At 63.6% G+C, this 12,255-nt stretch carries 18 protein-coding genes; 13 read left to right on the top strand and 5 right to left on the bottom strand.

Annotation, left to right across the window (positions count from 1 at the left end):
* The first annotated feature begins 19 nt into the window (after nt 1-19).
* Both C5L13_RS29120 and C5L13_RS03970 read left to right on the top strand, forming a co-directional pair.
* Nucleotides 20-586, top strand: coding sequence for a hypothetical protein (locus C5L13_RS29120; protein WP_205836808.1), 567 nt, complete (start codon nt 20-22; stop codon nt 584-586).
* A gap of 382 nt (nt 587-968) precedes the next feature.
* Nucleotides 969-2,255, top strand: a complete 1,287-nt coding sequence (locus C5L13_RS03970; RefSeq protein ID WP_105382080.1) for a DNA-packaging protein — start codon at nt 969-971, stop codon at nt 2,253-2,255.
* A gap of 27 nt (nt 2,256-2,282) precedes the next feature.
* On the opposite strand, the gene C5L13_RS28625 is transcribed toward C5L13_RS03970, so the two are convergent.
* Complete coding sequence (locus C5L13_RS28625; protein ID WP_158693380.1) at nt 2,283-2,426, bottom strand: hypothetical protein; 144 nt, start codon at nt 2,424-2,426, stop codon at nt 2,283-2,285.
* A gap of 141 nt (nt 2,427-2,567) precedes the next feature.
* On the opposite strand from C5L13_RS28625, the gene C5L13_RS03975 reads away from it, so the two are divergent.
* Nucleotides 2,568-3,200: a glycoside hydrolase family 19 protein gene (locus tag C5L13_RS03975; protein ID WP_105381907.1), complete on the top strand. Its 633-nt coding sequence runs from the start codon at nt 2,568-2,570 to the stop codon at nt 3,198-3,200.
* A gap of 36 nt (nt 3,201-3,236) precedes the next feature.
* Entirely contained in the window at nt 3,237-3,560 is a 324-nt protein-coding gene (locus tag C5L13_RS03980; protein WP_105381908.1) for a Dabb family protein, read from the top strand.
* A gap of 56 nt (nt 3,561-3,616) precedes the next feature.
* Here the strand turns inward: C5L13_RS03980 and C5L13_RS03985 are convergent, their stop codons facing one another.
* Together C5L13_RS03985 and C5L13_RS03990 are read right to left on the bottom strand one after the other, a co-directional pair.
* Nucleotides 3,617-4,408, bottom strand: coding sequence for a hypothetical protein (locus tag C5L13_RS03985; protein WP_105381909.1), 792 nt, complete (start codon nt 4,406-4,408; stop codon nt 3,617-3,619).
* Nucleotides 4,409-4,419: 11 nt separating this feature from the next.
* The gene (locus C5L13_RS03990; RefSeq protein WP_105381910.1) at nt 4,420-4,845 is read right to left on the bottom strand and encodes a hypothetical protein; all 426 of its coding nucleotides are present in this window, start codon (nt 4,843-4,845) and stop codon (nt 4,420-4,422) included.
* A gap of 157 nt (nt 4,846-5,002) precedes the next feature.
* On the opposite strand from C5L13_RS03990, the gene C5L13_RS03995 reads away from it, so the two are divergent.
* The 4 genes from C5L13_RS03995 (at nt 5,003) to C5L13_RS04010 (ending at nt 7,435) form a co-directional block, all read left to right on the top strand.
* A complete protein-coding gene (locus C5L13_RS03995) occupies nt 5,003-6,241 on the top strand; it encodes a phage portal protein (protein ID WP_105381911.1) in 1,239 nt (412 codons plus the stop codon).
* A 55-nt stretch (nt 6,242-6,296) separates the two neighbouring features.
* Entirely contained in the window at nt 6,297-6,575 is a 279-nt protein-coding gene (locus C5L13_RS04000; protein ID WP_105381912.1) for a CopG family ribbon-helix-helix protein, read from the top strand.
* Nucleotides 6,572-6,877 (top strand): type II toxin-antitoxin system RelE/ParE family toxin, encoded by a 306-nt coding sequence (locus C5L13_RS04005; RefSeq protein ID WP_105381913.1) that lies wholly within the window; start codon nt 6,572-6,574, stop codon nt 6,875-6,877. The genes C5L13_RS04000 and C5L13_RS04005 overlap by 4 nt, the downstream gene beginning before the upstream one ends.
* A gap of 228 nt (nt 6,878-7,105) precedes the next feature.
* Nucleotides 7,106-7,435, top strand: coding sequence for a DUF6107 family protein (locus C5L13_RS04010; protein ID WP_105381914.1), 330 nt, complete (start codon nt 7,106-7,108; stop codon nt 7,433-7,435).
* Here the strand turns inward: C5L13_RS04010 and C5L13_RS04015 are convergent.
* Nucleotides 7,426-7,626, bottom strand: coding sequence for a hypothetical protein (locus tag C5L13_RS04015; protein ID WP_105381915.1), 201 nt, complete (start codon nt 7,624-7,626; stop codon nt 7,426-7,428). The genes C5L13_RS04010 and C5L13_RS04015 overlap by 10 nt on opposite strands.
* A gap of 122 nt (nt 7,627-7,748) precedes the next feature.
* Between C5L13_RS04015 and C5L13_RS04020 the strand changes: the two genes are divergently transcribed.
* The 5 genes from C5L13_RS04020 (at nt 7,749) to C5L13_RS04040 (ending at nt 11,020) form a co-directional block, all read left to right on the top strand.
* The gene (locus C5L13_RS04020) at nt 7,749-8,330 is read left to right on the top strand and encodes an HK97 family phage prohead protease (protein ID WP_105381916.1); all 582 of its coding nucleotides are present in this window, start codon (nt 7,749-7,751) and stop codon (nt 8,328-8,330) included.
* Nucleotides 8,327-9,601: a phage major capsid protein gene (locus C5L13_RS04025; RefSeq protein ID WP_105381917.1), complete on the top strand. Its 1,275-nt coding sequence runs from the start codon at nt 8,327-8,329 to the stop codon at nt 9,599-9,601. Before C5L13_RS04020 ends, C5L13_RS04025 begins: the two co-directional genes overlap by 4 nt.
* A gap of 116 nt (nt 9,602-9,717) precedes the next feature.
* Complete coding sequence (locus C5L13_RS04030) at nt 9,718-10,287, top strand: head-tail connector protein (RefSeq protein WP_105381918.1); 570 nt, start codon at nt 9,718-9,720, stop codon at nt 10,285-10,287.
* Nucleotides 10,287-10,619, top strand: coding sequence for a phage head closure protein (locus tag C5L13_RS04035; RefSeq protein WP_407070399.1), 333 nt, complete (start codon nt 10,287-10,289; stop codon nt 10,617-10,619). Before C5L13_RS04030 ends, C5L13_RS04035 begins: the two co-directional genes overlap by 1 nt.
* Nucleotides 10,616-11,020 (top strand): DUF3168 domain-containing protein, encoded by a 405-nt coding sequence (locus tag C5L13_RS04040; protein WP_105381920.1) that lies wholly within the window; start codon nt 10,616-10,618, stop codon nt 11,018-11,020. Before C5L13_RS04035 ends, C5L13_RS04040 begins: the two co-directional genes overlap by 4 nt.
* On the opposite strand, the gene C5L13_RS04045 is transcribed toward C5L13_RS04040, so the two are convergent.
* The gene (locus C5L13_RS04045; RefSeq protein WP_105381921.1) at nt 11,017-12,225 is read right to left on the bottom strand and encodes an MFS transporter; all 1,209 of its coding nucleotides are present in this window, start codon (nt 12,223-12,225) and stop codon (nt 11,017-11,019) included. The genes C5L13_RS04040 and C5L13_RS04045 overlap by 4 nt on opposite strands.
* Nucleotides 12,226-12,255 lie beyond the last annotated feature (30 nt).

The following is a 12,255-nucleotide window of genomic DNA, read 5'->3' on the forward strand; positions in this document are numbered from 1 at the left end:
TGCATCGGATTTATCGGCCATGGATGATTTCGAGACTTTCGATCCGGCGCTCTTCGGGGTGTGGGCGCAAGCGCCCGCCTATGGAGAGGAGGTTCTGATGGAGGACGCGGCGCTGGCCGACGAAGTGCGCGGCGTGCTGCTGGAGACGAAATCCGCCGAAGCTGCGATTTCGCCCGCCGAGGAATTGCGGCGGCTCCTGAACGAGATGACGCTCGAGATGCGCGATCAGTTTTCGACCTTCCGCAGGATGCGGGCGGCGGCGGAAAAGGCGCTGGAAGACGGCGACGAGGCGGCCCAGAAGCTCGCCCGCGCCGATGTGAAGGCGGCGACCGATGCCATGTCGCTGATCGTCCGCACGCTCGAAAAGGTCGACAGTCTGCAGCGCCAGCTTGCCCAGGATCGGGAGCTGGAGGCCGAACGGGCGGCGGACGAGGGTGGATACGAGGAGGCCGTACGTGAGGTCGAAAGGCTTATCAAAGAACGGGCCTGGGTGCTTTTTAAGAAGCAGTGTGTCGCGGCAGGCATTGATCCGGGTGAGCCCTGCGGTGCGGGACGGGATCAACCGGAGCCGGCTGACAGCGGTTGAAGAGGCTGTTGAGGTCAGGACGATCGAGACGCTGGCTGAATACGGGGAAACGATGGACCGGATCGGCAGGATGCGGTCAGAGTTGACCGGAGCAATCGCCAAGGGCGCGGAAGTCTTTGCGGAGCCGGCACGGCTGGAACCGCCAATCGAAGCAATGATGGGTGAAGCGGACGCTGGGTGTTCCCGCGAACGCCATCTTCTCCCCAGCGGGGAGAAGTCCCGAGCGGAGCGAGGGGATGAGGGGGGCGAAGCCGAAGTCGTCGTTTCGACCGATCGATCGCAACAGGCCGTGCCCGAAGATGAGGGGCACGGGAAGGATTTGCGGCTGTCCCCCTCATCCGGCCCTGCGGGCCACCTTCTCCCCGTGGGGGAGAAGGGGAGGATGCCGGGCCTGCCGGTGTGTCGGGTTTCGCTATCGGAATGGCGTCACCATCCTTTGGCAAGACACTCCCGTGCGCTCAGCCGTGATTGGGGATGCAATGCCCGCGACGAACAAAAGCCGCCCGAAGGAGACTGGCGGAACTGGCTGATCATGGGCGGGCGCGGTTCGGGCAAGACGCGGGCAGGGGCCGAATGGGTGCATGCGCTGGCTTCTGCCGACAAGCGGTCGGATCTGCGGATCGCGCTGGTGGCGGAAACTCTGGGCGATGCCCGCGAGGTGATGATCGACGGCGTTTCGGGCATCTGCCGGATCGCCCGGACGAACCGGCCGACCTTCGAGATATCGCGCCGCCGGCTCGTCTGGTCGAACGGCGCGGTGGCGCAAATCTTTTCTTCTGAAGATCCGGAGGCGTTGCGCGGGCCGCAATTCCACTTTGCCTGGTGCGACGAGCTCGCCAAGTGGAAGCATGCGGAGGAGACCTTCGACATGCTGCAGTTCGGGCTGCGGCTCGGAGCCGACCCGCGGCAGGTGGTGACCACCACGCCGCGGCCGGTGCCGGTGCTGAAACGGCTGATTGCCGATCCCGGGACGAGGCTCGTCCGCATGTCGACGCTGGAGAATGCGACGAACCTGTCGCCCGGCTTCATCCGCACGATCGAGGCGCGATACGGCGGGACGAGGCTCGGGCGGCAGGAACTCGCCGGCGAACTGATCGAGGACCGCGAGGATGCGCTGTGGAAACGGGCCGATATCGAGGCCTGCACCAGCAGGTTTACCACCGCGCTCCGGCGTATCGTCGTGGCGGTCGATCCGCCGTCGGGTTCGGGCGAGGGGTCGTGCTGCGGCATCGTCATCGCGGGGCTCGAGGCGAGCGGCCGGGCGGTGGTTCTCGCCGATTGTTCGGTCGAGGGAAAGAGCCCGGCCGGCTGGGCCTATGCGGTTGCCAAGGCCTATTCGCGATTCCAGGCCGACCGGGTGGTTGCGGAAGTCAACCAGGGCGGCGATATGGTGACGGCGATGTTGAAAAGCGTCGACGCCGGCTTGCCGGTGACCATGGTCAGAGCGACGCGGGGAAAATATTTGCGCGCCGAACCCGTTGCGGCACTCTACGAACAGGGGCGGGTCGCCCATGCGGGACGATTTGCGGAGCTCGAGGACCAGATGTGTGATTTCGGCCCGGACGGGCTGTCTTCGGGGCGGTCGCCAGACCGGCTCGACGCGCTGGTCTGGGCGCTGACGGCGCTCCTGCTGGAGGGCCATGGCGAACCGCGCGTGCGAGGCATCTGACGCGCGGGTCGCGTGGAGAAAAGGGGATTAGCGGCGGGTATCGACCGGCTTTGGAGCGCTTTCGCGGATCTGCTTCCACTCCGATTCCATGCGCTCGACGACATGCTGGGGGATCTGTTTCGAAGGGACGGCCTGTACCGGCTGCTGCATCATCATGATCTCCTTGTTCATCAGAAAGCCGACAAGAACGTCGTACTCCCCTGTTGGTTCCACAGCGTTAGCGAAAAGTAAAGTAGCGCCTAAAGGCTTAAAACGATTTAGTTTTTCTAAACCGATTGAAACTTCGGGACACGGTAAAGAGGTAAGTTTAAAATGCCGCGCAACCGCGCTGCCTTCTTCGATTTCATTCGTATGCGATTATTCAAGGGAAAACTGGGTGCGGGACAGGTAGAGGGGCTGGAGGCGATTCTCGACCTTTGGCGGGCGCGCATCCCCGGGGGAAGGCCGGATGGGCTGGCCTATGTGCTGGCGACCGCCTTTCACGAGACGGCAGCCACCATGCAGCCCGTGCGGGAGACGCTGGCGGCAAGCGACGCGGCGGCGATCGGACGGCTCGACAGGGCGTTTTCCGCCGGCCGGCTGGGCTCGGTGAAGGCGCCCTACTGGCGGCCGGACGCCGACGGCAGGAGCTGGTTCGGACGCGGGCTGGTGCAGCTCACCCACAAGCGGAACTACGAGGCGATGTCGAAGGTGACCGGGATCGATCTCGTTGCCGATCCGTCCCGCACGATGGAAATGGACGTCGCCGCGACGATCCTGATCGAGGGCATGCGGCTCGGAAGTTTTACCGGCCGTAAGCTCGATGATTACTTCGCGGCGGGAAAGACCGATTGGATCGGCGCCCGGCGGATCATCAACGGCAGGGACCGGGCGGAACTGGTGGCCGGATACGGCAGGACCTTCCGTGCGGCGCTTGGCGCACTTGGGGAGCGGGCGCAGATGTGATAGCCGACGCCTCGCCTTTGAAAACCGGAGTGAAGCATGATCCGCCATATCGTCTTTTTTACCGCGCGCAGCGAAGACGACCGCGGCACGGTTCTTTCGGGGCTGTCGCTGCTGACCGAGATACCGCATGCAAGCCTCCTGGAGATCGGTATCAACAACAAGGTCGACCAGCTGGGTAATCAGGTGGATTTCGTGGTCTACGGCGAATTCGAGAACGAGGCGGCGCTCGCCGCCTACAAGGCGCACCCGATCTACCAGCAATCGATCGACATCGTGCGGCCGATCCGGGAAATCCGCATGGCGGCAGACTACGACAGCGAGACGGCGGCAAGGACGCCGCTGTCGCTGCTTCATCAGTGAAAGGTTTTGCTGCGGCTTACGATCACCGCATCGCCGGGTGAGCGGCTCCGGAACCGCTATCGGGCATAGGCCGGGACGCGGGCCGCTTGCGCTACAGGCATGACGATGCCCGACCGGGACACGTCGATGGGAAGCCCCCGGTTGACGAGCATGCCATCGATGAAGCGCGTCCTGACGGCAACCCAGTCGGTGCCTGATGCGGACGCGCGGATCGTTGTCAGCACCAGCGGGAAGCTGGTATCGGCGGGCGAGGAAACGCCTTCGCGGACGCTGAAGAGGACGGGCCGGGTGGTGCGGTTCTTGATCGCGCCGATGCCGTTTGGAAGATGTTCGTCCCAGATGCGCAGGCTTTCGGCCACGCTGGTTTCGCCGCAGACAAGACGCATCCGCTCGATGGGGATCGACCGGAACGCACTGTAGAAACCGATCAGATTGGAGAGGAGATCTTCCGCGCTGTAGCCGGAATTGGTGAACATCGAATAGGGAAGGCTCGCCTGCAGGCCTTCGAACCGATGAGAGGCCGCCATGAAGATGCCGAGCGCGGCGCTTTCCCGCTGTGCCGGGGAAAGACCTTTCCGGACGATCCAATGGGCCTCGGCGGACACTCTCATCCCCATGCCGCCCATGGACTGACCGTAGCTGACGATATAGGCGGGAGCGCCTTCCAACGTCACGCTCAGCCGGTCCAGCAGGTGGAAGCCTGATTTTTCCTGATCGATCTGCCCCTTGAGCTGCAGCGCGCCGCGCGGAGAAGCATGACCCCAATCGACCCAGCCGCAACGGCGCGTATAGCTGAGGCGTCGAAAATTACGGGGCGGCCTCGGAACGATGTCTTCACGCGAGCTCATGCGAATCTCCGTTAAAAATCGAAAGCACTGGTTTCTAAAAAGAGCGAGCAGGAGCCGCTGCACTGGAAGGAGGCGTTCACCGAAACCCGGGTTTTCCGCCACATGCCGGTGCAGATCGTGTCGGGTTCGACCGCGAGCTGGTCGGCCTGCGGGGGTTCCAGGCCGAGATCGGTGCAGGCGCGTTTCAACGCCGGAATGGCGTCCGGGGAGCCGGCGGCCATAGGGATCTGCTGGCTGGCGATTTCGGGCATCGGACCGTCGGGACCCTCGACGGATAAAGGTTCTGCCGAGGACGTGTCGATCGAAGCCTTCGCAGTGATTTCCCTGAGCAGATCAGCGCTGCCGGCATCGCCGAAGCTCAAGCTCCAGGCGGATTGTCCGGCGGGGGCCGAGGCCGGCATCGCGGCAAGGAAGGCAAGCGCGGTTCCCAAAATCAAAGGGTTTTGCCGGCATGGCAGTCTGAGCGTCCTGTGCTGCACATCCGCCTCTTCAATCCGATCCGTCCAGGCAGCGGGATATAGGAGCCCATGAGGATGGGTCAACCTGCCGGTGTCGCTACACGCAAAAATTGTTTCCATGTCAGGGAAAGACGCAATGGCAAGTCCACGGGAAGTCCACTCGAGAAGCGCAACCTCATCTTCCGCAGGCCGGGGCTGGTTCACGTGGTTCGGCCGGCCGAAAGCTTCAGATCCGAAGCCCGAGACCAAAGCCGCATCAGGGCCGGTCTCGGGGCTTGCCTCGAGTTTCGCGATCGTCTCCGGCGAGGGGGCGGCACACTGGTCCGGCCGTTCCTACGCGGCGCTTTCCCGCACCGGGTTCATGAAGAACCCCGTCGCCTACCGGGCGATGCGGATGATTGCCGAAGCGGCCGCCGCCGTGCCGTGGCTTGCCTATGAGGGGACGAGCGAGGTGCCGGACCATGCGGCGCTCGGAGTGCTCGCCCGGCCGAATGGGCGGCAGAGCGGGCCGGATTTCTTCGAGACGCTCTACGGGCATCTGCTTCTTTCCGGCAATGCCTATGTGGAGCCGCTTGTCATCAGCGGTGAGCCGAGGGAACTGCATCTGCTGCGCCCCGACCGGGTGAGCGTGCTGGAGGGCCGCGACGGCTGGGTTGCCGGTTACGAATACAGGGCCGGCGGCGTGACGCGGCGGCTGCCGGCGGAGGCGGCCGATGACAGGAGCCTGGCGCTGCTGCATCTGAAACTGTTCCATCCGCTCGACGATCACTGCGGTTTTTCGCCGCTCGGGGCGGCTGGCGCCGCACTCGACCTGCACAATGCGGCGGCGAACTGGAACAAGGCGCTGCTCGACAATTCCGCAAGGCCCTCCGGCGCCCTGGTTTATCAGCCGAAGGATGGCGGCAACCTTTCCGCCGACCAGTACGAGCGGCTGAAGGAGGAACTGGAGGCGGGTTATGCGGGTGCCGTCAATGCCGGGCGCCCGCTGCTGCTCGAAGGCGGGCTCGACTGGAAGTCCATGGGGCTATCGCCGAAGGACATGGATTTCATCGAGGCGAAGAATGGCGCTGCACGCGATATCGCGCTTGCACTCGGTGTGCCGCCGATGCTGATCGGCATTCCCGGCGACAATACCTATGCCAATTATCAGGAGGCGAACCGCGCCTTCTACCGGCTGACCGTCCTGCCGATGATCGCCCGTACCGCCGCAAGTTTCTCAGCCTGGCTTTCCGACGCCTATGGCGAGCCGCTTCGGCTGGAGCCGGACCTCGACAGGATCGCCGGGCTTTCGGCCGAACGCGAGGCACTCTGGGCGAGGGTAGGGGCGGCGGCGTTCCTGACCGACGAGGAGAAGCGCGAGGCGGTGGGGTATTAATCGCGAAGGATACGGTGTAGTTTGTAATACGCCGTATTACAAACCGGAGGCTCCTATGGCTAAGCCCGTTCTTTCCGATCCGATTACTCTGCGTCTTCCACTCGATATCCTGCAGGACATAGAGAAGATCGCCGAAACGGCGGATAGAAGCCGCAGTTGGGTGATCGTCCGGGCGCTGAAATATTATCTGACGTCAGAAGGAAGCGAGCTTCTTGAAATCGCCGCAGCTCGCCAGGAGGTGCGCGACGGCAAGGTCATGGATATGGATGACTTGCTCGACGAGCTTGATGCGCTGAATGCAGATGATGAGAAATCCCGGAATGATGCCGCATGAAAAAGGTTCGCGTCTCCATCATGGCCGCGGATTACATCCGGCAGGAGCGCATTTATCTTTCCAAATTCAGCGCGCCAGCGGCGCGTGAGCTGAGCAGGAAACTAAGGAATGCTCAATCGTTGCTGGCGCGGCGTCCCGAAATGGGCAAGGTCAAGCCGGCTTCCAACGGTGTCCGGATATTGGTCGTCGCTCCCTATGTCATCGAATACGAAGCCGACTCGGATGGGATTCTGATCCTGATTATCAAACATGGCCGGCAGGACGACCGGCACGACGAAGACGAAGACGTCTACAACAACTAGCCAGCCGAGTTCTGTTCAAAAGCCAGTGATTTCTGGTTGGAGGATTCCGGGAGAACCTCACTCAATCTGTGAGGTCGCGGACTCAACTTTCGAGCTGACGGTGCCAAGCGATTCTGGTGATTCATGAAAATAGAAACGGCCACCCCGAAGGGAGGCCGAGAGAGCCGATTGCGGCCGATCGAGCCCTGGTGGCTCTTATGTGTTCATCCTAAAACAGAAAGATTAAAAATGACTGACCTCGGAAGCGATCCCGGCGTCGGCATCGCCAAGGTCCTGGGTGCCACGGCGGGGGCCGGCATCTCACTGATCTACCTGCTGCCGAAGACCCGCCGCGAGGCCGCGAGCCGGTTTCTGACCGGAGTGAGTTTCGGGTTGATCTTCGGCAGTCCGATGGGCCTCTGGTTGACCACAAGGCTGGGAATCGGTGGGGAACTGTCAGGCCCCGAAATCATGCTGGCCGGCTCGGCCGCGGCAAGCCTTTGCGCCTGGTGGGTACTGGGCGTACTGGCCCGGGTGGCGGAGAGATATGGGAAGCGGGGTGACCCGTCTCAGCACTGACCGTCGCTGCCGCCGCAATCGCCTGGACTTGCATAGACTATGGCTCCATCCGACAGGTCCGGCCGGTCGAGCGGATCCGCCATCAGCGGCTTTCGCCAGAACCCGGGCGGACGAAGGGCTAGCCGAACAGCGCCGGCAATCAGGGCGGACCCGAGCAGCAAGCCGAGGGTGATCAGAAGCAACGTCTGCATGCCATCCTCCGACGAATATCGGTCGGCCCAAGGATAACCCGCCTCAGGCTCTCACTCAATCCGGCCCCTTCGGGCAGACGGTGGATCGGGCGGGGCACATCATTCAATTCAGGAGAATGCCAATGCACGCTTACCGCGGGCCGCGCCCGAATGCGCGCAAATTTGCCAATCTGGAACTTGCCGGCGTCGCCGGCGACGGAAGCTTCTCCGGTTATGCCAGCGTCTTCGGCGAGGTCGATCTGGGCAAGGACAGGATCGAACGCGGCGCCTTCATGAATTCGCTCGTGGAACGCGGCTCGAAGGGTGTGCGGATGCTCTATCAGCACGATCCGAACGAGCCGATCGGCGCCTGGAAGACGATTCGCGAGGATGCCCGCGGGCTCTATGTCGAAGGCGTCCTGTCGCCCGGCGTCGGCCGGGCCCGCGAGGTGCTGGCATTGATGAAGTCCGGCGCGCTCGACGGGCTTTCGATCGGTTTTCGCACCGTCAAGGCGCGCACCGACTCCAAGACCGGGGTGCGGCGCATCCTGGAAGCCGACCTCTGGGAAATCTCCGTGGTGACCTTTCCGATGCTGCCTTCGGCACGGGTTTCCAACGTCAAGCATGCGCGGTTCTTCCGGGACCGGGAGACCGAGCTCGTCCGCCAGATGCGGCGGGCGGCGAAGATGATGATGCAGTCAAACTTCAAGGGAAAAACGATATGACGGAACAGACAAGCATTGCGCCCGAGGTGAAGGCGGTGCCGGAAACGGTGACGGCCGCCTTCGACGAGTTCATGGAGGCGTTCGAAGCCTTCAAGGACGTGAACGACCGGCGTCTCGGCGAGATCGAGCAGAAGCTGACGGCCGACGTGGTGACGCGCGACAAGATGGACCGCATCAACCGCGCCATGGACGATCAGAAGAAGGTGCTCGACCAGCTGGTGCTGAAGAAGGCAAGGCCGCAGCTTGGTTCCGGCTCCGGCTTTGCTTCTCGCTGGGGCGGCGAACTTTCTGCCGAAGCGGTGGAGCACAAGGCGGCCTTCGATGCCTATGTCCGTCGCGGCGAGGAAGCGGGGCTGCGTGAGCTGGAGGCGAAGGCGTTTTCCGGCGGAACCGGTGCCGACGGCGGTTATCTGGTGCCGCCGGAGACAGACACGGAAATCGGCCGAAGGATTTCCGTCGTTTCGCCGATGCGCGCACTTTCCACGGTGCGCACCGTCTCGGCGGCCGTGTTGAAGAAACCCTTTGCAACGGCCGGCCTTTCCACCGGCTGGGTGGCGGAGACGGCGGCACGACCGCAGACCAATACGCCGCAGCTCGCCGAACTCTCCTTCCCGACTATGGAACTCTATGCCATGCCGGCGGCGACGCAGGCGCTGCTCGACGATGCAGCGGTCGATATCGAGGCCTGGATCGCCGGCGAGGTGGACATCGTCTTTGCCGAACAGGAGGGAGACGCCTTCATCCGTGGCGATGGGGTAAACAAGCCGAAGGGGTTTCTTTCCTATACCACCGTCGCCGATAGCGCCTGGACCTGGGGCAATATCGGCTATGTCGCGACGGGAACGGCGGGCAACTGGAAAGCGACAGGCCCCTCCGACACGCTGATCGAGCTGATCTATGCGCTGAAGGCCGGGCATCGCCAGAACGGCACCTTCATGCTGAACCGCAAGACTCAAGGCGATATCCGCAAATTCAAGGACGCGGACGGCAACTATCTCTGGCGTCCGCCGGCAAGCGCCGGCCAGCCGGCTTCGCTGATGGGTTTTCCGATTGCGGAGGCCGAGGAAATGCCGAACGTGGCCGCGGATTCGTTCTCCGTTGCTTTCGGCGATTTCCGCTCCGGCTACCTGGTCGTCGACCGGGCGGGCGTGCGAATCCTGCGCGACCCCTATAGCGCCAAACCCTATGTGCTTTTCTACACCACGAAACGGGTCGGCGGCGGGGTACAGAATTTCGAGGCGATCAAGCTCGTGAAGTTTGCGGCGGCATAGGCGGCCGCGACGCGAGGAGCCGTGACGGGTGGGTAAGAGGCGGCCGGTGGCCGCCTTTTTGCGTCTCCACATTCCTCACAACTTACCACCAAGTAACCACCACGCACCGAGGCCCCATGACCTATGCCCTGATCACTCCGCCTGACGCGGAGCCGCTGACGCTTGCCGAGGTGAAGGCGCATCTGCGTCTCGACGGGAGCGACGAGGACGCGCTGCTTGCCTCGTTGATCCGCACCGCCCGCGAACACCTGGAGCGCGAGACCGGCCTTTGCCTGATCATCCAGGCATGGCGGCTCTATCTCGATCGATGGCCATTGGAGGGGATCGTCAGAATTGCGAAGTCCCCGGTGCAAGCGATTCAATCCATTGTGGTTTACGGCGCGGAAGGCGCCGCCGTTCAAGTATCGCTTCAAGATCATCTGCTCGATGGCGAAGGCCGTCCCGCACGTCTGTGGGTGAGAAAACCACCGCAGCCGGGGCGGGCGGTCAACGGCATCGAGATCGATTTTTCGGCCGGCTACGGTGAGGCGGGTACCGATGTGCCCGATACGCTGAAGCGGGCTATGTCCCTCCATGTGGGCCACATGTTCGCCTTTCGCGGCGTGGTCTCGCCGGACCAGCAGCCGGCGGGCATTCCGGACGGCTACGAGCGGCTGATCACGCCATTTCGCATGCGGAGGCTCTGATGGTCGTCTTTTTCGACCCCGGCCAGATGACGGCAAGGCTCGACCTCGAGGTGCCGCAGGCGATGCCGGACGGGCAGGGCGGCGCGACCCTGACCTGGGAAGTGACGGCTTCGCTCTGGGCGAGGATCGAGCCCATATCTTTCCGGGTGGCGGAAGAAACCGCCGCCGAGATCGGTACGATCAGCCACCGGATCTGGGTGCGATTTCGGGAAGGCGTCATGGCGGGTCAGAGGTTCCGGAAGGGTGGTCGCGTCTTTCTGGTGAAGCTGGTGCGCGATCCCGACGAGACGCGGCGCTATCTCGTCTGCCAATGCGAGGAGGAAGCGCAATGACGGCTGCCAGCGCGCTTTTGAGAGCGATCCATAGACGTCTGGGATCGGATGCGGCGCTGAGCGCGCTCGTCGGAGCCGATGGCATCCGCGACCGGCTGCTGGCGAGGCCGGAACTGCCCTGCATCGTCTTTGGCGAGATGGAGACGCGGGATTATTCCACATCCAGCGAAGCGGGCGAGGAGCATTTCCTCACGATCGAAATCTGGTCCGAGGGGGAAGGCAGGCGAGAGGCGCAGCAAATTGCAGGCCTCGTCCATGGCCTGCTGCATGACACGGCCCTGAGCCTGGATGGCGCGGCTCTGGTGAGCCTCCTTCATCTGCGGACCAGAACGAGGCGTGAGCCGAAGACGAGATTCCAGCTGGCGGAACTGCGGTTCCGAGCGGTGACGGAACAGGTCTAGGATGTCCGCCGGTTCGCCCGTCGCACCAGCGCCATCAGCCGCAAGACGATGACCAGCGAGAGAGACGCGAGGAGCGCGCAAAGGACAAGCAGGATGTCGGCGCCGAGGCGGTCGAGGATGGCGGTGAAGATGACCGGTGCGACAGCATTGGCAAGGTTCTGCGGCAGCGACAGGCGCGCCGCCTGCAGGCCGTATTCGCTCGGCGAGAAAAGCGCGAGAGGCAGAAGCGCACGCGCCACCGCAAGGACGCCCGATCCGAAGCCGTAAAGCAGGATGAATGCAACGAGCATCGACGTGGAGCCCGCAGCCGCGACGAGAAGCGTGAAGCTCGCCACCATCAGGCCGGCGCCGGCAGCCGCGGTGATGAGCGGATTGCCGCGCCGGCCGAGCAGCATGTCCACGAAACGGGCCGAGATGCCGGTGACGCCGCGCGCGGCGGCAAGCTGCAGGGCGAATTCCGGGCTGGCGCCGGACTGTCGCAGGAGTTCGAGCAGCGAAGGCGAAAGGCCGAAGGTAACGAAGGAACTGATCGTGGTGGCTGCCGCCACCAGCAGGAAAGCCGTGTTGCGTTCTGAGGCGGTCAACGCGACCGGAGGAATATGGCCGGTGTCCGAGGCCGCCTTTGTCTCGATCGGCCGTGGCAGCGCAAAGAGATAGAGCGGGACGCAGACGAAGAGCTGCAGCGCGGCGCAGACGGCGAAGGTGAGACGCCAGCCGACGAGATCGTTGAGGACGCTCAAGAGCGGCCAGAAGATGGTGATCGACAGGCCCGTGAAGAGCATCAGGATGGCGATGACGCGCTTGGCGTCCTGCCCTTCGCGCTCGACGACCGCGGTATAGGCGGGCGCTGAAAGGCCGAGTGCGCCGCCGATGCCGATGATCACCCAGGCGGCAAGATAGATGAGCAGGCCATGTGCCACCGAAAGCAGGGCAAGCCCCAGCGCGAAAGTGGCGGCGCCCGCTGCCAGAACCTTTGCCGCGCCATGCCGGGCGAGAAGCCGACCGGTTGCCGGGCCGGCCAGAGCGCTGACGACCATCATGATGGTGAGGCCCGCGAAGATGACTTCGTTGGCAAGGCCGAGATCCGGCGCGACGACGCGGCCCATGACCCCGAGCACCTCGAACGTTGTGCCCCAGCCGGTGAGCTGCGTCACGGCCAAGACGGCGATGGTCTGCGCCGAACGGGGAGAGACGGGGAATTTCATGATGGCCGGACTGGAGACCGAAATGTGGAA

Source organism: Neorhizobium alkalisoli (assembly GCF_002968635.1).
GTDB lineage: Bacteria > Pseudomonadota > Alphaproteobacteria > Rhizobiales > Rhizobiaceae > Neorhizobium > Neorhizobium alkalisoli.

Bases quoted from the DNA above. Each gene is read 5' to 3' on its own strand.
- C5L13_RS29120 (WP_205836808.1), top strand. From the start codon at position 20: ATGGATGATTTCGAGACTTTCGATCCGGCGCTCTTCGGGGTGTGGGCG.
- C5L13_RS04035 (WP_407070399.1), top strand. From the start codon at position 10,287: ATGGTCGTCTTTTTCGACCCCGGCCAGATGACGGCAAGGCTCGACCTC.
- C5L13_RS04045 (WP_105381921.1), bottom strand. From the start codon at position 12,225: ATGAAATTCCCCGTCTCTCCCCGTTCGGCGCAGACCATCGCCGTCTTG.
- C5L13_RS03980 (WP_105381908.1), top strand. From the start codon at position 3,237: ATGATCCGCCATATCGTCTTTTTTACCGCGCGCAGCGAAGACGACCGC.
- C5L13_RS03985 (WP_105381909.1), bottom strand. From the start codon at position 4,408: ATGAGCTCGCGTGAAGACATCGTTCCGAGGCCGCCCCGTAATTTTCGA.
- C5L13_RS03995 (WP_105381911.1), top strand. From the start codon at position 5,003: ATGGCAAGTCCACGGGAAGTCCACTCGAGAAGCGCAACCTCATCTTCC.
- C5L13_RS04040 (WP_105381920.1), top strand. From the start codon at position 10,616: ATGACGGCTGCCAGCGCGCTTTTGAGAGCGATCCATAGACGTCTGGGA.
- C5L13_RS04025 (WP_105381917.1), top strand. From the start codon at position 8,327: ATGACGGAACAGACAAGCATTGCGCCCGAGGTGAAGGCGGTGCCGGAA.
- C5L13_RS04005 (WP_105381913.1), top strand. From the start codon at position 6,572: ATGAAAAAGGTTCGCGTCTCCATCATGGCCGCGGATTACATCCGGCAG.
- C5L13_RS03970 (WP_105382080.1), top strand. From the start codon at position 969: ATGCCGGGCCTGCCGGTGTGTCGGGTTTCGCTATCGGAATGGCGTCAC.
- C5L13_RS04015 (WP_105381915.1), bottom strand. From the start codon at position 7,626: ATGCAGACGTTGCTTCTGATCACCCTCGGCTTGCTGCTCGGGTCCGCC.
- C5L13_RS03975 (WP_105381907.1), top strand. From the start codon at position 2,568: ATGCCGCGCAACCGCGCTGCCTTCTTCGATTTCATTCGTATGCGATTA.
- C5L13_RS04030 (WP_105381918.1), top strand. From the start codon at position 9,718: ATGACCTATGCCCTGATCACTCCGCCTGACGCGGAGCCGCTGACGCTT.
- C5L13_RS04000 (WP_105381912.1), top strand. From the start codon at position 6,297: ATGGCTAAGCCCGTTCTTTCCGATCCGATTACTCTGCGTCTTCCACTC.
- C5L13_RS04020 (WP_105381916.1), top strand. From the start codon at position 7,749: ATGCACGCTTACCGCGGGCCGCGCCCGAATGCGCGCAAATTTGCCAAT.
- C5L13_RS28625 (WP_158693380.1), bottom strand. From the start codon at position 2,426: ATGAACAAGGAGATCATGATGATGCAGCAGCCGGTACAGGCCGTCCCT.
- C5L13_RS04010 (WP_105381914.1), top strand. From the start codon at position 7,106: ATGACTGACCTCGGAAGCGATCCCGGCGTCGGCATCGCCAAGGTCCTG.